This is a genomic window from Bacillus sp. 005/A4HT-01/001, assembly GCF_004634445.1.
GTDB lineage: Bacteria > Bacillota > Bacilli > Bacillales > Bacillaceae > Bacillus > Bacillus altitudinis.
The window spans coordinates 17387-38195 of sequence record NZ_SEIZ01000006.1 but is presented as its reverse complement, the minus strand read 5'-3'; the positions used below and the strand labels follow the sequence as shown (position 1 = coordinate 38195).

At 40.6% G+C, this 20809-nt stretch carries 18 protein-coding genes; 1 reads left to right on the top strand and 17 read right to left on the bottom strand.

Annotated features, from left to right (window positions below):
* Positions 1-95: 95 nt before the first annotated feature.
* From xynC to ES896_RS16200, 14 genes are all read right to left on the bottom strand, one after another.
* Complete coding sequence (gene xynC / locus ES896_RS16265; RefSeq protein WP_081038966.1) at positions 96-1361, bottom strand: glucuronoarabinoxylan endo-1,4-beta-xylanase XynC; 1266 nt, start codon at positions 1359-1361, stop codon at positions 96-98.
* 41 nt (positions 1362-1402) lie between these two features.
* Entirely contained in the window at positions 1403-2947 is a 1545-nt protein-coding gene (locus ES896_RS16260) for a glycoside hydrolase family 43 protein (protein WP_057079472.1), read from the bottom strand.
* A gap of 223 nt (positions 2948-3170) precedes the next feature.
* Positions 3171-4631 (bottom strand): CoA-acylating methylmalonate-semialdehyde dehydrogenase, encoded by a 1461-nt coding sequence (locus ES896_RS16255; protein ID WP_019744147.1) that lies wholly within the window; start codon positions 4629-4631, stop codon positions 3171-3173.
* A gap of 372 nt (positions 4632-5003) precedes the next feature.
* On the bottom strand, positions 5004-6335 hold the full coding sequence (gene melA, locus ES896_RS16250; protein ID WP_007499268.1) for an alpha-glucosidase/alpha-galactosidase: 1332 nt from the start codon (positions 6333-6335) through the stop codon (positions 5004-5006).
* Positions 6336-6366: 31 nt separating this feature from the next.
* Positions 6367-7197, bottom strand: a complete 831-nt coding sequence (locus ES896_RS16245; protein WP_056703195.1) for a carbohydrate ABC transporter permease — start codon at positions 7195-7197, stop codon at positions 6367-6369.
* Positions 7197-8129, bottom strand: a complete 933-nt coding sequence (locus ES896_RS16240) for a carbohydrate ABC transporter permease (RefSeq protein WP_007499266.1) — start codon at positions 8127-8129, stop codon at positions 7197-7199. The genes ES896_RS16245 and ES896_RS16240 overlap by 1 nt, the downstream gene beginning before the upstream one ends.
* 30 nt (positions 8130-8159) lie before the next feature.
* Positions 8160-9416, bottom strand: coding sequence for an ABC transporter substrate-binding protein (locus ES896_RS16235; RefSeq protein ID WP_125588760.1), 1257 nt, complete (start codon positions 9414-9416; stop codon positions 8160-8162).
* Between the two features lie 217 nt (positions 9417-9633).
* Positions 9634-10674 (bottom strand): LacI family DNA-binding transcriptional regulator, encoded by a 1041-nt coding sequence (locus tag ES896_RS16230; RefSeq protein ID WP_081114674.1) that lies wholly within the window; start codon positions 10672-10674, stop codon positions 9634-9636.
* Between the two features lie 183 nt (positions 10675-10857).
* The gene (alsE, locus tag ES896_RS16225; RefSeq protein ID WP_008343724.1) at positions 10858-11550 is read right to left on the bottom strand and encodes a D-allulose 6-phosphate 3-epimerase; all 693 of its coding nucleotides are present in this window, start codon (positions 11548-11550) and stop codon (positions 10858-10860) included.
* A 17-nt stretch (positions 11551-11567) separates the two neighbouring features.
* Positions 11568-12830, bottom strand: a complete 1263-nt coding sequence (locus ES896_RS16220; RefSeq protein WP_135227035.1) for a PTS ascorbate transporter subunit IIC — start codon at positions 12828-12830, stop codon at positions 11568-11570.
* Between the two features lie 26 nt (positions 12831-12856).
* Positions 12857-13123 (bottom strand): PTS sugar transporter subunit IIB, encoded by a 267-nt coding sequence (locus tag ES896_RS16215; protein ID WP_017359544.1) that lies wholly within the window; start codon positions 13121-13123, stop codon positions 12857-12859.
* A 15-nt stretch (positions 13124-13138) separates the two neighbouring features.
* The gene (locus ES896_RS16210) at positions 13139-15211 is read right to left on the bottom strand and encodes a BglG family transcription antiterminator (RefSeq protein ID WP_276320962.1); all 2073 of its coding nucleotides are present in this window, start codon (positions 15209-15211) and stop codon (positions 13139-13141) included.
* Positions 15212-15499: 288 nt separating this feature from the next.
* Positions 15500-15940 (bottom strand): hypothetical protein, encoded by a 441-nt coding sequence (locus tag ES896_RS16205; protein ID WP_008343720.1) that lies wholly within the window; start codon positions 15938-15940, stop codon positions 15500-15502.
* Positions 15941-16139: 199 nt separating this feature from the next.
* Entirely contained in the window at positions 16140-16583 is a 444-nt protein-coding gene (locus tag ES896_RS16200) for a GNAT family N-acetyltransferase (protein WP_074042008.1), read from the bottom strand.
* A 108-nt stretch (positions 16584-16691) separates the two neighbouring features.
* Here ES896_RS16200 and pdxR point away from each other — a divergent pair, with 108 nt between their 5' ends.
* On the top strand, positions 16692-18068 hold the full coding sequence (gene pdxR / locus ES896_RS16195) for a MocR-like pyridoxine biosynthesis transcription factor PdxR (RefSeq protein WP_135227033.1): 1377 nt from the start codon (positions 16692-16694) through the stop codon (positions 18066-18068).
* Positions 18069-18252: 184 nt separating this feature from the next.
* On the opposite strand, the gene ES896_RS16190 is transcribed toward pdxR, so the two are convergent.
* The 3 genes from ES896_RS16190 to ES896_RS16180 form a co-directional block, all read right to left on the bottom strand.
* Entirely contained in the window at positions 18253-18552 is a 300-nt protein-coding gene (locus ES896_RS16190; RefSeq protein ID WP_017359539.1) for a contact-dependent growth inhibition system immunity protein, read from the bottom strand.
* Between the two features lie 113 nt (positions 18553-18665).
* Entirely contained in the window at positions 18666-19121 is a 456-nt protein-coding gene (locus tag ES896_RS16185) for a hypothetical protein (protein ID WP_017359538.1), read from the bottom strand.
* 15 nt (positions 19122-19136) lie between these two features.
* Positions 19137-20735 (bottom strand): T7SS effector LXG polymorphic toxin, encoded by a 1599-nt coding sequence (locus tag ES896_RS16180; RefSeq protein ID WP_135227032.1) that lies wholly within the window; start codon positions 20733-20735, stop codon positions 19137-19139.
* Between the last annotated feature and the right edge of the window lie 74 nt (positions 20736-20809).

Below are 20809 nucleotides of genomic sequence, written 5' to 3'. Positions count from 1 at the left end.
CCCAAAGTGTTGACGTCGTGAAAAATCAACTTTCTATTTACACAGAAAAAAGCCAATTTTCTTTTTTAATGAGAAAATTGGCTTTTCGTGTTTCTCTAGCGTTTGACCACAAATGTTGTCACACTTTGAGCAGGGAGATGAGCCCAAAATTGATTTCCTGATATGTTTAAGTCAGTTCCAGGTTGAAGGTTGCTGCTGCCGCTCGTCACCCATCTAGACGCCTGAGAAACAGAGCCATTTTGCACGACGAAGTGTTGATTGACCCCTGCATTGTTTTTATTAATCGCCACAATGACGACCTGATTGTTTCCTTTATAAGCTGAGACGAAAACATTTGATTCAGGGCTTTTCGTTGCATCAATTCTGACGTACCCTGGACGCACAAACTTGGAGAAATGCGCCATGTTGTATCCGCGCTTGCTAATCATTCCATCTTCTTTCATAGGACCGTATGATCTCCGGATGTACCACCACACATACGCCTGAAAGTCCCCTTCCACCATTGATTGGTGAATATGCTCTGATACCCCTAATGCCTCAGGCCAGCGGTCCGCTGAATTGTTATCACTATTCGGATAGTAGACCTCTGTCATCCATAGCTCTTTCCCTGCCCCTTTTTGTTTGAAAAGAGGGTACGGAAGCTGGCTAATTTGGGTTCCGTATAGATGAGCGCCGAGAATGTCCATATTCCTTAGCGCCTGCGGATCGTTTAAGATAGGATCTGAGATATTCTTAAGGTATTGAAACGATTCTGGTGCAATCACACGTGCATTAATGGAGCCGGCATTTTCTCTCATGAATCGCAGGATTTCCTGAGGTGTCCACCATGTCCATTCATGCGCATAATCAGGCTCGTTTTGTACAGAAATGGCATAAAGATTGACTCCGTTGTTTTTCATGTAAGTGACAAAATCATTCAGATGCTGAGCATATGCTGCGTATTGATTGTATTTAAGCCGCTTGGCAGGTGATCCATTCCGGTTAAATGTTTCAACCATACTGCTTGGAGGATTCCAAGGGGAAGCAATGACTAGAGCACCATGCTCGATCGCTCGTTTGGCCGTCGCGACTTCTCTGCTCCAATTGTTTCTGTTTTCGTCTACATAAATTCTAAGAATGGAAAACCCTAACTGATTTTGTCCATTGCCAAAGGCAGTCTCCCTTTGTGGCGCTGTCAAATCACCAATCCAAGCTGGATGGTTCATTCCGCCAAAACCACGAATCACTTGTCTTTCTGCATTAAGGTTAATGTTTGCGTCAGCTGCTGATACTTCAGCTACTCCGGGGCCTATGAACATGACAGATAGCATGGTGAAACACACCAATAAAGCAAGCATTGGTTTTTTTATACATGACATCAAATTTCCCACTCCTCTATCAAACATTTAAGCACCTTTATTCGCTACCTTTGAGTAAACTGCCAAGAATCAAATTGGAATAGATTTCCCCCGCCTGTTCCGGTAAAGACAAAAAATACGTTGTGCACTCCGGATGCGCCGTTAATCGCTGTTTCTATTTCCCGCCAGTTTTGTGTTCCACCGGTGGAAGGGACATTCAGTGTACCGACCAGTCTGCCGTTTGCGCTGTCAAGGCGTACTTCTATTTTCCCGCCTACTGTCGATGCGACATTGGCTTTAAATGTTCTAGCGCCATTTGAACCAAAGTCTACATTCCCTAAAGCCACCCAATCGCCATTTTGAATATTGGTGACATGCTGGTTATTCACTGGTCCTCCTGGTGCTGACGAGGCTTCTGTCAAAATGCGTCCATTCCAAGCGAATGTTTCAGCTTCAACACGTTGATATGGATTCAGATTAGATAGCTGTTTCACCCCTTCATAATTGGCTGCTACTTCTCGAAGGGAGCCATCTGCATTATGCACAAGCTTGTTAATATGTGGAGAGCGATAGCCTTTGCCACTTCCGTATAAGGCAGAGCTAACGGTTTGCGTATGATACACCACATACCACTCATTTTTAAAATTGAACACCGCATGATGGTTGTTACCGCCGCCACCAAAAAAAGCACCCGGATTTTTCAGAAAGTGTCCTTTATACGTGAAGGGTCCCATCGGACTTGAGCTCGTCATATAGCCGATTTCACCAGGTGGTTTATCGGCAGGATGTGAGCCGCCAAAATTGATGCAATAGGAATAGTAATAGGTTCCGTTATACTTATGCATCCCTGAGTCTTCAAACATAAAAGGAGCATCAATGGTGGATGCGCTACTGGCCACACTTGTCATATCAGCACCTAGCTTCAGGACTCTTGCTGTTTTAGGATTTGCCCATTGTCCCTGCGTTGGATTGGAACCGCCTGGAACGCCTCCGCCGGCATATAGATAACCAGTACCGTCATCATCTACAAATACGGCCGGATCAAAAAGCCATACAACTCCGGACATGCCAGGTGTACTTGGCGTAACGAGCGCTTTTCCAATTGGATCAGTCCATGGGCCAATCGGGCTGTCTGCTGTAAGGACTCCAATCCCTCCGCCGCTATTAGCGAAATAAAGGAAAAATTTATCCTTTCCATTGATCTTCTTTACCGCCGCTGATGGGGCCCATGATGCGCCTGCCCATTTGGCAATGCCTCTGCCGCCATTTGCCCCATTTGCCCCCGCTACTGGAATCGCTCCGTGATCGGTCCAGTTGACCATATCCGCCGAAGAGATGACGAATACTCTATTCAGATTTGCAAATGAATTGTCCTTAATCGTTCCGTTGCTTTGATATTCATAGTCATCACTCGACATATAAAGGTACACTCTTCCGTTATAGGTAAGCGCAAACGGGTCTGCTCCTAAGTGATGATCAATGAGCGGGTTTGCATTTCCTACTTGCTTGGCAATAGGAGTGCTTGCCGCATTTGCTTCATATACCGGCAAACAACTCAGTACCAAAGTGAAGATCAATAAACAAACGCTACACTTCATCCTCGTCCTCATCGTGTCATTTCCTCCTGTTTTCATCTTCCTGATATTGGGGTTTAGGCCCAATTTCAAATTATGTTGATGTTTCGTGATGAAGAATGAATACAAAGAATGATTTCTCCCTGCGAATCCCTGTAAAGAGTGCAATGAAAACCCTTACTTTTTAACTAGAAGACAACAAAAAAATGCAGTCTCCATGATGGAGCTGCATTCTTCCTCAATGTTCAATAAATGTAGACTACATATAACGAGCGGTCACCATTTTCTTTCTCGTGTAAAACTCTACTCCGTCTGTTCCATTGGCGTGCAAGTCTCCGTAGAAGGAATCTTTCCAGCCAGAAAATGGGAAGAAAGCCATTGGAGCAGGAACACCAATGTTAATGCCTAACATGCCGGCTTCGATGTTTTCACGAAATTCTCTTATGCTTGAAGCGCTGTCTGTGTATAGGCAGGCACCGTTTGCGAATTTTGATTGATTGGACAGGTCGATTGCTTCTGCGAGTGATGAGACACGGACAATGGATAAGACTGGGGCAAAAATCTCGTCCTGCCAGATTTTCATTTGATTTGTGACATGATCAAAGATCGTTGGTCCGACAAAATACCCTTCTCCATTTGTTTCGTTATCTTGTCTGCCATCACGAATCAGGCTTGCGCCTTCTTCAATTCCTGATTGGATATATTGAAGAGTTCGTTCTTTATGCTCCTTCCGAATGACTGGTCCGAGAAAGACATCTTTATTTATTCCGTTTCCGATGACAAGCTGGTTGGATTCATCGACCAATTGTTGAATCAAGTCGTCTGCCACGTCTTCTTCCACTGCGACAACAGCTGCTGCCATGCAGCGTTCACCTGCTGATCCAAAAGCAGCGCCAATGATCTGTTTTGTGGCCGATTCTAAATCAGCATCTTTCAAGACGATGGAGTGATTTTTTGCACCGGCAAGTGCTTGTACACGTTTACCATGTGCTGTCCCTTTTTTATAGACGTATTCTGCGACTGGCTGAGAGCCGACAAACGAAATGGCTTTTACCTTTTCATGTTCAAGCAGACCGTTTACTACATCGTGAGCGCCGTTGACAATGTTGAGCACACCTTTTGGAAGTCCTGCTTCTTCAAATAATTCTGCTAACCGTGCAGCAAGGATTGGCGTCCGTTCTGAAGGTTTTAAGACAAATGTATTTCCGCAGGCAATGGCAAGCGGGAACATCCAGCATGGGACCATCATCGGAAAGTTAAAAGGGGTAATGCCACCGATGACGCCAATTGGGTAGCGGTACATGCCAGACTCTAGACCAGTCGCAATATCAGGTAGTTGTTTCCCCATCATTAAGGTTGGTGCACCAGCGGCAAATTCCACACATTCAATTCCTCGTTGCACCTCTCCTTTTGCTTCTGTTACACTTTTTCCGTTTTCCAGCGTGACGAGTTCAGCTAACTCATCCCATTTCTCAACGAGTAACTGTTGGTATTTAAATAAAATACGTGCGCGCCGGGGAACAGCTGTTTTAGACCAAGTGGTGAACGCTTCTTGTGCAGCTTGGACTGCATGTTCTACATCCGTTTTTGTTGAAAGCGGTACTTCTGCGATAACCTCGCCAGTAGCTGGATTATAAACAGCTTCCGTTTGGTTCGTTTCGGCGTCCACCCATTGTCCGCCAATATAATTTTTCAACGTTTGTACATCTGTTTTGGTCATGTTCCCTCTCTCCTCTTTGTTTGGATTGTGATGCAATCGTGTGTTGATTTATCGTCATTGTCTCATCTAAGGGGCCTTCATCTGTATACACTCTTTGTCAAATGAAACCACAGTTCTGCTTTACGTTCTGATAAAACATGTGAAGTCTATACCTTCTAGCTCTTTTGGTTCCGAAGATCTGTCCCCCTTTTAGGTCGTTTTGTCTGTTTGTCATGTGGCATGATCATGTTAACTAATTGATGATGTATTTTTGGTTAACTGTTGGTTAACTTTAGAAAAATCATAATATTAAAAACGCTTCCAGTCAATGATCAGTTTGTTGATCTAAAAAACCTGATGCCAAGTGCATCAGGCTAAGACTGTTTATGTTAGTTATTTAGAAGAAATTGCGTATTGACTCGGCTCTGTATAAGCCGGGAGCATCTCCCCGTGTGCTTCAATTAATTCATTACATAGTTTGATGGTGTCATCAATTGATAATTCAGCACTTGTATGCGGGTCTAATAATGCCGCTTGGTAAATGTGTTCTTTTTTGCCGCTGATTGCAGCTTCAATCGTCATGAGCTGTGAGCTGATATTGGTCCGGTTGAGTCCAGCCAATTGTTCAGGTATCTCTCCGATATAACATGGCATGATACCGCTCCGGTCTGCAACACATGGCACTTCGACACAAGCTTTTTCAGGAAGGTTGTGAATGAGTCCTCCTGTGTTCAGTACATTTCCACCAAATTTAAAGGGAACGTTCGTTTCAATCGCTTCAATGATACGTGAACCATATTCTTTAGAGCGCGTATGCGTGATTTGTGTGTTTCCCACAAGGTCATGTTTCATCGTATTCCAATTGTTGATTTGTTCCTCGCAGCGTCTTGGGTATTCATCGAGCGGAATGTTAAACTGTCCAATCAGTTCTGGATAACGAGATTTGATAAAATACGGATGATATTCTGCATTGTGCTCTGAGGATTCGGTGACATAGTAGCCGAATTTATCCATTAGTTCAAAACGAACCATATCAGGATGCCGCGTTTTTTGTTTTTCTTTTGCTCTTGCTTTGATTTCTGGATACAAGTCTTGACCGTCTCGTTTCACTTCTAATAACCATGCCATGTGATTAATGCCGGCAATTTTTTCTTCAATGCCTTCATGGTCCATTTCAAGTGATTGAAATAAATCTTTCGTACACACCTGTACGCTATGGCAAAGACCAACCGTTTGAACCCGAGTATAACGCAGCATAGCGCCAGTCAATGTGGCCATTGGATTCGTGTAATTTAATAATAAGGCGTGTGGACATACTTCTTCCATATCCTTTGCGAAGTCGAGCATCACGGGAATGGTTCGAAGTGAACGGAAAATACCGCCGATGCCAACCGTATCCGCAATCGTTTGTCTTAATCCATATTTTTTTGGAATCTCAAAATCAATAACAGTGCTTGGCTGATAGCCTCCTACCTGGATGGCATTGATGACATATTTCGCATTCTTTAAGGCTTCTTTCCGGTTGTGATACGACTGAATGGTCACATGTGCACCGTAGTTCTCTTTTAAGTGACGTAGCATCGTTTCTGATTCTTTCAGCCGGTTGTGGTCGATATCATATAACGCAAATTCAAAGCCGGCAAGTGCGGGAACGAACAGACAATCTCCTAATATATTTTTAGCAAACACGGTACTTCCTGCACCGATAAATGTAATTTTAGACATAGACGACACTCCTTTTTACATCAAGGTTGGATTACCCTTTAACAGAGCCTTGAGACAGCCCTGCGATAAAGTATTTTTGCAAAAGTAAAAACATCGTGACCATTGGCAGCATCGCAATAAGAGCAGCGGCGCCAACGAGCTGGAGTTGGTGTTGATTTTGACCAAAGAAATTGGATAAGGCGACTGTAAGTGTATGCATCTCTTTATCTTGCAAGAAGAAGATGGCAAATTGATAGTCGTTCCAAATATACACACAGGCAATGATTAAAACAGAAGCGGTAATCGGCTTCAGCAGCGGAAAAACGACGGTGAAAAAGACTCTGAGTGTTCCCGCGCCATCAATACGAGCGGCTTCTTCAAGCTCCTTTGGAATCGTCGACCGGATAAAACCGGCATATAGAAAAATCGTCAGTGGCAAAAAAGCAGCAACATTGTTTAAAATAGCGATTTGATAAGTATTCATCATGCCAATTTGTACAACCATTTTGTATAAAGGGACAAGGGCTGTGAGCGGCGGTATGACCATAATGGAAATGAATAAGAGATACACCGCTTGATTCAGCTTTGTTCCTCTTCTTGCAAGCGGATAGGCGGCAAGTGATCCAAAGATGATGAGTAGGGCAGCCGAGCTGAACGTAATGATCACTGTATTCAAAAAGGACTGGCCAAGCTGAGCATCTGTCCATGCCATCAGAAAGTTTTCAAAATGAAGCGTTGATGGGAACAACCATTTTGAGCTAAAATCTCCTATCCCCTTTAGAGAGGTCGTGACTAAAATATAAAATGGAATCAGGTGCAGCAATGTAATCGAAAGGGCGAGTAAGGAGTACCATCTTTTCTTTCGTTTATAGGCGTTATCCATCACACCTCGGTCTCCTTTCGTTTGAAATAAATGAGCGCTGCGACACTAACGACAAGGATGATAATAGCCATGAAGACACCTTGCGTCGCTGCATAGCCTGCATCCTGCCGTTTGAAATACAAATCGTACATAAAAGTCGACATCGATTGAGAGGAATCTCCGGGTCCTCCACCAGTGAGCGCGACAATGACATCAAATAATTTAAGTCCACCGATCACATTGAGCACAACATTGATGGTGATAGATGGCATTAAAAGCGGTAATGTGATGCGCCAAAATTGCTGAAGACCTGAAGCTCCGTCGAGTTGTGCTGCTTCATAATAATCTTTAGGAATGCTTTGGAGTCCTGCTAAATAAATGATCATGGCAATCCCGACGAATTGATACGTATTCACAAACACAATGATCCAAGTGTTTAGCTGCGGATTACCAAGTGCGTTCATTGGATCAAATCCAAAAAAGGTAACAACGTCGTTTAAAGCACCACCTTGGTACGCAAAGACAAAATACCAAATATAGCCCATAGCAATCGGGCTGATCATGACGGGTAAATAGATCACCGTTCTTGTGATGGCTCTCATCTTTAAACTTTGATTTAATAAGAGTGCATATCCAAGACCAATCATATTTTGTAAGATGGTGCTCCCGATGCCGTAAAGAAGGGTATTTTTCACAACAAGCCATGTGGTTGGATCTTGCAGTAGTCGTTTGTATTGATCCAGCCCAATCCACTCATACTGTTGTGAAAAACCGTTCCAATTTGTAAAAGAGAGCTGAATCCCGTTAAAAAAGGGATAAATGATAAAGGCACTGACAACGAGAACAGCAGGCAAGTACATCCACCAAAGTGAAGAATTTTGGCTATTTTTCATCTTCTGTTTTGGAAAAGAGGTAAATGTCGCCGCCTGTTTTTCTTTTGTGATGTCACTCATTGGCTTCACTCCTGTTTCAGCATGAGCCTGCTATTGTTTTTTCAGACGCTTATATTCCTCTTCCATTTTCTTCGATAGTTGTTCCGGTGTGATGGAGCCTGCTAATAATTCTTGACCGGTCGTTGCCATGACAGCCCACATGCCGCTCGGTAAGTATTTCCGATCAAAATATGGTTCAATCTTAATATCTTCATATTGCTCGTAAAATGTAGAATAATAGTTTTTGGCTTTGACTTCTTTTAATGCCGTTTCAGAGGAAGTGCCCTCTGCGATTTTTTTTGCGTTTTCAGGCTTTGCTAAAAAGTCAATGAATTGTTTTGCTTCTTTTAAATGCTTTGAGTCTTTCCATGCCGCAACAGTAAAGCGTTCTCCACCAATCCAGCTTTGCTCATCTCCTTCATGAATAGCTGGTACGGGCATGGTGCCTACTTTGATCGATTGATTGAGTTCAGTCGCCTCAGGTCCTAAAGATCCTCCCACAAAGGTGAAAGCGATTTTGTTTTGTGCCATCAGCTCAGGTGCTTGGGATAGTTTCGCCGTGAGCACATCTTTGTTTAAAAGCTCTTCATCTTTCAGCTCCTTCATAAACTGTGCAAGCGGTGTATAGTGAGACCAATCAAATGATCCATTTTCAAGGTCTTTTCCGTATTGATGTTTTTGATCGGTAATGAGTAAAGGCGTTGCCAGCTCATCAAAGACTTGGGCAATATTTGAATTGTCGCCTCCTGGAATCCAGAGTGGCACCACTTCCCCGTTACTTTTTTCTTTGACAGTCTGTAAAGCACTTTTCAGTTCATCCAGTGTTTTAGGAACTTTCAGGCCATATTTTTTTAATAGATTGGCATTAAAACTAAGTCCGTCTTTTGCTTGGTTCAGCGGATAGGCATAGACTTTGCCATCTTTGTCTTTTAAAATTTGATCGAGTGAAGGATCGAGTTGTTTTACCCAGTCCATCTCCTTTAGATCAGCCACGTATTCGCTATATCGCAGCTTGGCCCAGCCGTGTGTATCAAATAGGTCTGGCATATCGTTTGCGCCCATTTTGACGCGTATCATATCTTCATAGCTGTTGCCAGGGAAGTTGGCATCAATTCGGATGTTTTGATGTTCTTTTTCAAAATCACGGATCACTTCTTCAAATGCCTTTCTCTCCCCGCTGTTACTCATTGTGGAGAATAGGGTCAAGGTCACTTTCCCGTTTGCTTCAGACGCACCGTTATTGCCGCAAGCAGACAAGATCATCGACAAAACTAGAGCTACACACAGCATCAGAATTTTTTTACTCATCGTTTCCTCCTTTTGATCACTGAAAATTCAGACGATTATCGGTAGAATTCATGCAGTTGCGGAAACAAAAGAAGTCCATTATACTGGAATTCTATTCTTTTCAAAGAGATAAGAGAGCAATTGGGTAAACTGCGTTGTTTTCAGCATGATCTGGCCATCATGCTCAGCAGCTTCCTTCCTGCTTTTTTGTCTCTTTTTTGTTTACTGAAATGCTTATTCACCCCCTTTCATGGATTGGGCATGTGCTGCCTCTTTGCATGAGCTTTGTTGGCACGACGACTTTTAGGGGAAGCTTTCTTCCTTCTATCCGCTCAAGCAAAAGCTTTAGACCTACTTCCCCCATTTGTTCTGTATATACTTTAACCGTTGTGAGCGGCGGGCTTGAAAAGGAAGCGGCTTCGATATCATTAAACCCCACGATTGAGACATCTTGAGGTACACGAAGACCGGCTTCATGTAGCGCACGCATAGCGCCTATTGCCATAGAATCACTTCCGATAAAAAAGGCTTCTGGAAGCTTTCCTTTCTGAATGGCTTTTTGCATAAGTGAGTAGCCTTCTTGCATCGAATATTCGCCTATGTGGATGTCATTCATATGAAGAGTTCCCGCTTCTTGCATTCTTTTGATAAAAGTTGTTTGTCTTTCATCCTCAATCACAGCATTTCCTTCAAAATAATGCTCCCTCTCTTTCCCGCCAATATAGCCTAGATGTGTATAGCCGAGAGATTGCAGATGACGAATGGCACGATCTGCCGCTCTGACAAAATCCACATGTACACAATCATACAAATCTTCATCTGCATAATGATTGATAAAAACAATATGTTCCATTCGGTTTGTCATCTTTTCAACCGTATCAGGGCTGATTCGTCCAATGACAATCAAACCGTCAATATCCTTTAGTATCACCCCTTTATCCATGTTTCTTAGGCGAAAGGTATGGAGAGTGGACAGACCTCGTTTGGCATATTCTTTTTCAATTCCTTTTCGAATCGATGAAAAAAAAGGATCATTTAATTCTTCGTCAATGGATTGGGCGACAACGACACCGATGACTGGGGAGGCGGGTGGGCTTTTTACTTCTACTTGATTGGCTTTTCTTGCTCTGACGGGGGTATAGTTTAATTTCTTGGCTATGTCGAGGATGTTTTGTCTTGTTGCGTGTGAAACGGCAAGCGTTTGGTCGCCATTTAACACACGGGATACAGTAGAGACGGATACTTTTGCATCATGAGCAATATCTTTGAGTGTAGTCATAGGTAAACTCCTCATCATTTTTGACTAAATGTTTACTAAAGATATTTGAAGAATAACACATAAATAAAGCGCTTTCAATTATAAATTTGTGCTTTTATGAAGTTTTTGAGTATGTTTTGATAAGGAGATAGTTTGTTTAGTAAAATTGCGTAAAAAAGAGGATGGGCTTCATCCTCCTTTTTACTAAGGTGATTTCATTGTGGCTGTTTCTTTTGCGAACAATTGCTTCATTATTTCCCATGCTTTATCTAATTCTTCGTGAAGGCCAAATAAACCTGAAGTGCCAATGATGTAAATTTCATTTCCTGCCTCAGCAAGCAACCGGAACGTGCTTTCATTACAAGAGCCGTCTACCTCAATTGAAAATGAGTATCCCCCCTTCTCTTTGATTTCTTTCACCTCTTTCATTTTCGGAAGCATTTCTTTGATAAAAGGCTGACCCGCAAACCCTGGATCAATTGTCATGATCGTCACCCGGTCTATTAAATGAATAAAAGCATCTAATGCTGCAACTGGTGTGGCGGGATTGAGAACAAAGCCGACCTCACACTTTCTTTCGTGAATATGCCGAATGATTCGAAAAACGTCTTTTTGCACCACTTCTGGATGTAAACAAATCATCGTTGCGCCTGCATCAATACATGCATCAATTAAAAATTCCTGAGGCTGTTCGGCCATTAGATGAACATCAATCGGAACGTCTGTCAGTTTCCGAAGTTGTTCAATGAAAAAGGGTGATAAGGTCATATTTTTTACGTAATGACCATCCATGACGTCGACATGATAACGGTCTGCCCTTGTGTTCAGAAGCTGAATTTGTTCACGGAAGTGTGTTAAATCCATGCACATCAATGAAGGTGAGAAAATAGCTGTCATCCTGAAATGCCTCCTTTTTAAAGATGAAATAAAAATTTGATCAATCCAATCAATATTCCGATGATACCGAAGTCTGTATCGCCAAATGTTGTCCCTTCAAAGCCAAGAGTGCCTAACACAGGGAGTAAACAAGCTGGTAAAAATGAAAGGAGTATTCCATTCACAAAGGAACCGGCGACTGCACCTCTCACTCCCCCCGTTGCATTGCCATATACGCCCGCTGTCGCACCGCAGAAAAAGTGTGGCACAAGTCCAGGAACAATGACAGTTAAACCAAACAAAGGAAGAAGGAAAATAGACACGATGCCTCCTGCAAAACTGCATAAAAAACCGATGATCACTGCATTTGGAGCAAATGGGAAAACAGTTGGCGCATCAAGTGCTGGCTTTGCCCCTTTGACGAAACGATCGGCAATCCCTTTGAAAGCAGGCACAATTTCCCCGATTGCCATCCGTACACCTGCTAAAATAATGTACACCCCAGCAGCAAAGGTAATGGCCTGAATGAGAATGAAGATAGCAAAGTTCGTACCACCACTAATGTTTTCTATGAATGAAATTCCCGCAAACGGTGCAATCGCAAAGAAAAGCAAAGCCATCGTAATGGAGATGGCCACCGATGTATCTCTTAGAAAGCCGAGTGACTTAGGCACTTGAATGGTTTCCGTTGATTTCTCTGGGCGCCCGACCCATTTGCCGATCATTCCCGCTGTAAAATAGCCGAACGTACTGAAATGACCGAGCGCCAAATCATCACTTCCAGTGACTTTCCTTGTAAACGGCTGAAGGATTGCGGGAGCAATGACCATCGCTGCACCTAATACGATTGAACCAGTGGTGATCAGCAGCGTCCCTTGCATGCCGGCTGTTGAAAGAACAACTGCAAGCATAGCCGCCATATATAGCGTATGATGACCAGTTAAAAAGACGTATTTAAAGGGTGTGAATTTTGCCAAAAGCAAATTGACCAACATACCAAAAATCATAATGAGCGCTGTCTGTGTACCGAATTCCTTTTGGGCAATGGCCGCCATGGCATCTGTATTTGGGACAACCCCTTGAATGTGAAAGGCTGCTTCAAACATCTTCCTGAAAACCCCAAGTGAATCAGATACGACTGTGGCGCCCGCTCCTAATATTAAAAAACCCATTGTTGTTTTTAAGGTGCCTGATACAGTATCGGCAGCTGACTTTTTCTGCAAAAGCAAACCAGCGAGTGCAAACAAACCGATGAGAATTGCGGGTGTGCCCAATATATCGTTCATGATCAGTTCTATCATGATGTGAATCCCCCTTTTTCCGTCGATTATATGTGTTTACGAAGGACGTCTTTAATGGCTTCCTGGTCTAACAAGTTATTTAATCCAGCGACCTTTCTTGTGCCGTCATCCAGCTGATCGATAATATCTGTTGCGCCAATATAGAGGTCTGCTTGTTCATTTTTGCTTGTACTGAGATCGGTGTGATCTACTTCTGCTAAAAGTCCTAATTCTTCTAATGCCTTTTTGACATTCATTTCAACAATAAAGCTGCTTCCTAAACCGTTTCCGCATACAACTAGAATTTTTTTCATCTTCTTTTTCCTCCTTTATACTTGTGAAAATTGATTGATTAGTTGTTGAATGGCTGCTAATTCCTCTGCTTCAATCAATTGTCTCACCCGTTTTTCTTCACTTAACAGCATCGTCAGCTGTTTGAGTGCTTTCAGGTGGGTCATACTGTCAATGGCAGCTAATACAATGATGAGACGAACTTGCTTTTTTCCATCCTTTGAAAAGGAAACGGGCTGATGACATGACATAAGTGACATGCTTAATTTGTTCACGCCATCCTCTGGTCTGGAATGCGGAATCGCCACTTGTGGCGCAATCACAATATAAGGGCCATTTTGATGAACAGACTGGATCATCGCTTTCACATAACTTTCCTGAATCGCTTGTTGATCAAGCAAAGGCTGCGCTGCTTTTGTAATGGCCTCCTGCCATGTGTCTGCTGTTTGCTGGAGCTGAATGGTTTCTTCTGTTAATAAATCGTTTAACACTGGTTTCCACCCTTTCTGGTGTGATACATATGTGGGATGAAGCAGCTCCTTCAGGTCATGAAGCAATGCTTTTTCATTTTGAACGATGGTATGCTGCTGAATGATATTGAATAAAGCATTCACATGGTGCTCATCAAGCTTAGGTTCTGAGCCTTCTCCATATTGAAGCAATGTTTTTTTCTCATAAGCAGTGAGAATAGGGTGAACGAGATGAACAGGTTTTCCTTTAAACGAAATAGGTGTCGTTGACACAACAAAGTCGGCATCAATGGATGTTAATTCTTCATATGAACGTTTTGATAACAGTCCGCGTATGTCGATGTAGCCGATTAATTCAAGAAGCTGCGTTTTCAGCATGTGACTTGTGCCAATTCCTTCTCCGCAGACAATGTAAACAGAACGTTTCGCAATCGATGAAATCCCTTCTCTTCTCATCCAGCCGCCAAAATGCATCGCCACATAGGCAATTTCATGATCGCTCATCTTTGAACAGGCTGCCTTCTCTAAATGGCAAGCAACCTTTTGCGTGATGTCAAACACCTCTGGCTGTGCATGTTTCATGGAATCTGTTAATTCATTGATGATCTCAATGTGATAGATGAGCCTATAATAGGCCGGAATTAAATGCATGGTTAAGTTTTGTTCCAAGACTTCTACTTCCTGGAAGGAAATACACGCATAACGCTGAAAGTCCATGATCATTTGTCTCGCAATGGTTCGAATGAGATGTTCTTCTGGTTTTTGACTTGTTGGAAGTTTTTGTTTTTTGGCACTGAGCCATAAGGTGCTAAGAAAATAGATTTCATCATCATGAACCAAAAGACTGGTTTCTTTTTGAATTTGCGCCATGAAACGAATAGCAGCCAAGCATTCATCTGTTTCCTGCAGTGTCCGTTTTTCTTCTGTTGAAATGTGTACAGCACGTCCTAGCTTCATCCGTTTAAAGTAGAAAAAGAGATCCATAGACAGCTGATCCAGCATGTCATCTGCAAATTCAAGCTTCAGATCTTGTTCGGATTGTTGAAGGAGATCATGTATTCTCTTATATGAGATAGGACCCTTTAACCAAACCGATGGAAACGTTTTTTCATTTTTTATCATGGTGCGAATGAAATGAATATAAGGTTTCAGCGCCAACCGAATTGTTCTTTCTTCTCCTGAAATTAAATAGCCACTGGCCGCCTGATAATGAAGTGTAAGCTGCTGTTTTGAAAGTGCTTCTTTTAGTTGTTTCATATCTTCAAGCAGTGTATTGCGGCTTACCTTCGTCATCTCCATAAAATCATCAATTTTTAGATGCTTTTCACTGCATGCAATGGATAGGAGCAAGATGGCACGTCTTTCTTTTACACATGGTTCATAGTCATGACCGACAAGAACAGTGTCAGCTTTTTCGATAATGACTTCTTTCTCGTGTGGATGTAAATAGTAGCCTCGTTGATCTTTTCGCTGGACGCCACTAAGCTGATGGGTTTCCAGCCAACTATTCATTCGTTTGATTTCAGCGTAGACCGTTCGAGTAGAGACATTCAGTCGATTCTGTAAATCTTCAATTGATAGATAAGTGGTCGTGTGAAGCAGCATCGATAATAAAGTCGTGCCCCTTTTGGTTAAGTGCAGTTGGAATCCCTCCCCTCTTCCCTTTGGTTATAAGTCTAATCAACTCGCATGAGTCAAAGAAGTCCAAATGTTTTCAGTAAATGTTGTGCAGGTTTTTGGGTGTTCTTTTGTTATAAGAAAAAGCACACTCGTTTGAGTGTGCTTTGAGACTTGTATACAAAGAGCTCTTTGTCTTCTTTTACGTGTTTGAGGACGAATAAACGCAAAAAACCTAGAATGGTATAAAGCCAGTCAAGGTTTTTTCACTTCTTATTCATTTTTTATTTTTCCTATATGTGACGCTTAAACTTATTTTTTGTTTAAACTAAATCCGAAATCCAAATCGTTTTCAAATGAAATACAAATACTCCAATCACCTTCTAATGATATAAAGTAGTGGTGCTGTGGGATATCTAAAAAATAGACTAGTAACTCTTCTAGATGTTTTAATTCAAACTGGTACCCAAACTCTGTAAGGTTATCCCCTATGTAAATTACTTGTAAGTTATTATCTAAATATTTTTCTTTTAATTCAGTTATAAAGAGAAGAGCATCAGAAAGTAACGATTCATGATTTGAGCTCTTACTATAATGTTTATTGGTTTGTAACCAATCTATTTTTGAACCAGCAAAATCAAATTTTTGTTCTATTAAGTCTAAATAAATTTTTGGATTTTTATGTACTTTGACATATTTAAGAAGGTCTTTTAATTCCAAATCCTTTATTAGATCTTCATCATAAGAATTCAATAAAATTACCCCCCTTTGTGTTTTTTAAAGTCTTTCTTGTCAAAATCCATAGGAATCGCTGTTTCGTCATTTTGTTGCAATCAATTCAGTGTACAATGCCATTGTAGCTTGCTGATCCGTCTCTGACAAAGCATATTCATCTTTTTTTGACCGAGTTATATTAAATTTTCTGCCATCCCAAAACTTCATTCTTCTGCGTTCAATCCCAATAATAAATATAGTGCTGAGTTGAAGAATCGCTTGTCATGCCCATTTTTTCATACAATTGTTGTGCTTTTATATTAGAAGTCGCTGTTTCTAAACAGATAAATCTGGCTCCTTTATCGTTTGCAAATGAAAATGCTTTTTTCATCAATTCCTTACCTACTCCCTTTTGACGAAAATCGTTTATAACAAACAAATCATTTAAAATGAACGCATCTTTCATCGCAACAGATGAAAATGTGGGATACAGTTGTACAAATCCTACATATTGTTCACCTTGCTTTGCAACAAACAAAATAGACTCTTGTTTACGGTATCGTTCCACTAGAAAATGATAAGCACCTTCTATATTAGAAGTCTGTTTATAAAATTGACGATATTGATCAAATAGAACCGAAACTTGTTTTAAATCATTTTCATTAGCTCTTACTATATCCACTCTTCTATCCCCTTTTCATATCAATTAGTAGTATAATAATCGATATTCTGACATGTAAAAATGTACAGATTTATACTTTATTAAATGTCAGAAGGGAGGAATGAAGAAATGAAACATTATATTTTCCCTTTCAGTGCCAATCAACCAAAATATAAACAAATTTATGAGCAATTTAAAAAGTTAATCGAGGAGGGAAAGTTAAAAACAGGAGAAAATCTTCCTTCCATTCGTTCACTAGCCAATGACCTAGGTGTTAGTCGCCACACTACACTACAAGCATATGATCAATTATTAGCTGAAGGATATATTCAAGCCAATGAGCGTAAAAGCTATAGTGTCAATGAATTTGAACCGATATTTCTTCATACCTCTATTTCAGAAGTACCTAGAAATGAACCAATACAATTGATCGATTTCATTGATTTCAAAGCAAGTACTGTTGATGAGGAACAATTCCCTTTAAAAGTTTGGCGGCAAATTTCCAACAAAGTTCTGCAGCAATCTATTAGCTTTCAATATGGAGAACCTTTTGGAGAACCGGGGTTTAAACAAGAACTGGCTGATTATTTATTTCAAGCCAGAGGTATGATCATTAACCTCAAAAATATTATCGTTGGAAGTAATACACAGCAACTACTGTTGTATTTGGGATTTCTATTAAAAGAACGTTTTTCTAGTATGATTGTTGAAAACCCTGGTTATAGCGGTGTACGTGAGGTCTGTCATTTACATGGATTTGAGATTGAAAGTATTCCTGCATCAAAACAAGGTGTATTATTGGACTCACTCGTAAATAAAAGCGGGAAATTATTGTACATAACACCTTCACATCAATATCCTACTGGTACTGCACTATCGATTCAACAGAGAATTGAATTGATTCAATGGGTACGATCAAATAACGGTTTCTTATTAGAGGACGATTACGATGGAGAATTTCGATATGGACAAAAACCATTTCCTGCTTTAGCCTCTTTAGATGCTGCACATGTCATTTATTTTGGTACGTTTTCAAAAGCATTTCTACCAGCTATACGATTAGCATATATGGTGTTACCTGATTCATTAATCAATATCTATATGAGCAAATTTGAACATTTCGAACATAATGCTTCGTTATTGCACCAACTGACCATGACTGAATTTATGAAAAGTGGTGAATGGACAAAGCATATTAAGCGTATGCGCAATACTTATAAAAGGAAAATGAATTTATTGGTACAACAAGTTCAACATTTATTTGGAAAACAAATTGAGATCATTGGTGACAATGCAGGGTTATATATCATGTTACGTATACACACTCCCTATTCCGAAAAAGAATTAATTGAAAAAGCTCTTCAACAGCATGTTAAAGTTTATCCAACAAGTCATTTATTTATCGAAAATCCACCTGTACAACCGCACATACTGCTCGGTTTCGCAAACCTTTCTCTTGAACAAATCGAAAGAGGTATTTGTTTATTAAAAGAAGCATGGGAATAAGATTGGTGGTTCATGAACGATTTTGTTTGAAACTTAGAGCGTGAATTTCATAATTGAATGTTGTGAATCGACTCTTTATCAAAATACCACTTCAACTTTCTATTTTTATCTCCACTTTTTTCGGTATGAAGTTCAATCAACACAAAAAACCTTGAAAGGTATTAGCCAATCAAGGTTCATTTTGTTACTGCATTTTCACTGCTTTTTTCATTTCCTCTATTATTTGATTAAACCACTGTATAGGGTTTAATGAGATCGCCGGAAAGTATATTTCTGCATTATTTTCAATAAAGCTTTCTTTTTTTTGTATTGTTAGAGTACTATTCAAAAAACCCTGACAATCCTTTATAGTAGACAGCAGACATTCTTTGCTAGCTTCATGGATAAACTCATCTAACGCTTCCTCTGGTGAATCAATATCCTGATGAAATGTCCCACCTAAAAAATCTTCTAACTTCTTTAAATAACTAGAGCTCTCATTCATTGAATCACCTATTATCATTAAAATTATCAGTTTAAATAGTCGAGTTTAAAAACCTTCATCTCATAGAAAACAGGTTGTGGTTCTGCTCTTTGATCAATTAATCTTGCTTACAATTAAATTGCGCAGTTTCCAATATGAAGTTCAAAGTGTTTTTCTTCTGAAAATATTTGAGCAATTTTACCTGTTATTTTATCTGCTACAATGATGCTATGATTCTCTGAAAATAGCCAAATTTCTTCAATTGCCTTATCGAAATCTAAAGCTTTTACATTTGCCCAAACAGGAAAAGGGTCATTTTCAATTAAAATAAACCATTCTTTTTTCTCTTTGAGAAAATCTAATGAATTTTTTAACCAAGTCATAATCGAGTCTTTGTCTGTATTTGTTAATATTTCGGAAGGTGTTGAATCTATTTGACGAAATTGTTTTAATACTGTTTCACATAATTTTAGCCATTGAGAAGTATCATCTTCAAAATCAATTACCTCAATATATGCTAAATGTTGTATTTTCTTTTTAGCATTCATCAAAGCAATTTTTTTCTGTATTTTTTCATTTTTATATGCCATATTTTTCATACCTCGTTATTCATTGTAATAGATATGGTGATCACCATTTGGTCCATATATATTTGAATATCTTTCTTTTTTAAAATCATAATTAAATGGATCTGCACCCTCTTTTGGTTTCCCTGCGTGAGTGTGTAATTTTCCATCATTAGTATGTTGCACTATAACTCTTTTTCCTTTTGGGGTATCAAATTCATAGTACCGGCCATGGTGAGTATGGTTAGAACTGTACTCATAATTACGATATTCTTGCCCTTTCTTAAAAACATTATCTCCTACTTGCCATTGACGAGTAGGCTGTTGAGACCTAGGTATCCCCCCTAAATCCTTAGCGTGTCGCAAAGCCCTTTTTCGATTAAATCCTTCTGGACTTTGAGAACTTAAACCTATCTTCCCATGAAACCCTTTTGCCCCAAACGGCAAAAGCATCCCCAGCGCCGCATTCATACTCGCTTCCTGTTGTTCTTTCGAGATCTTATTTCCAAACATATCTCGACCCGTAATCGCTTCGCTGAAGCCGTTTGTTGCGGTGAGGCCATATAAGCCTTTTTGAGACGTTTTCAGGGCGTCAAAAGACTTCTGTGATGTCTTGTAAATGTCGACCGCTCTGACTGCGGCGGACGTGGCTTGAGTCGTTTTATAAACGGCTTTACCGCCTTTGAAAATACGTCCTGCCCATCCGACGATCGGGATGTAGCCTGCTGCTGCCATGCTGCCTGCGGCGACTCGCTGTCCTGCGGTGAGTTCTTCACCTGTGATCGGATCGACACCTGTTGCGGCACGTTTTGCATCGTTCACGCCTGTCAGCTCATTAACGATATTCCCACCGTAATCAAGGGCTTTTTCATACCACGGACGGTTGGCGAGCGCTTCTTGTTCCTTTGCGATCTTGCGGGCTTCTTCTTGATCTTTTTTGATTTTTAGATATTCAGAAGTTTGCTTCTCAATATCGCTTTTTGCCTTGTAGATTTCGCTATTTTGATACGCTTTCTTGTCAAAATTCATAGGCGAAATGGATTTTCCGTCATTTGTGGCATTGATCATTTCTGCGTACAATGCCATTGTAGCTTGCTGCTCCGTCTCTGACAAAGCATATTCATCTTTTAAATTTTGATCAAGCTCTCTTAGTTCTTTGACCGTCTTTTTTCGTTCATCTTCCGCATCTTCTATTTTTTCAGCAAAGGTTTGGCTATCAAATACCTCTAGGGAAATGAGGTCATCAATATCTTGAAAAATCGTTTTGAGTGCCTGTTTTTGATCTTTCACAATGCTTTTTGCATTCTTGATGCCCATATGTACTGCATTGTCTAAAAAGTGTTCCTCTATAAAGGTATCGCCGCCAAAGCTCGTATCATCCAGTGTCCCAGAAACACCTTCATGAAAGGCTTTTTGCTTATCATTAAAGCTAATAAACATGTCTACATTTCCAGCGAGTTCTTTATAGAAGCTTTTAATGTTATCGGCACCTTTTCCAGTGAAATCATCACCGAGGTTGGCAACACCTTGTAATGCCTTTTTTAAATCTACCATTTGTTCGCGGAGTTCCTGATAGTGTTTTGACCTTGTATCCATGGCACTGGTTAGTGCTTTTGCATCAAGTATCTTCCCCAGCAGAATTCACTCCTTCCTATTCATTGACAAGGTCAATTTTACCAACACAAGGAATGTCATGAAATAGGAATAAAGAT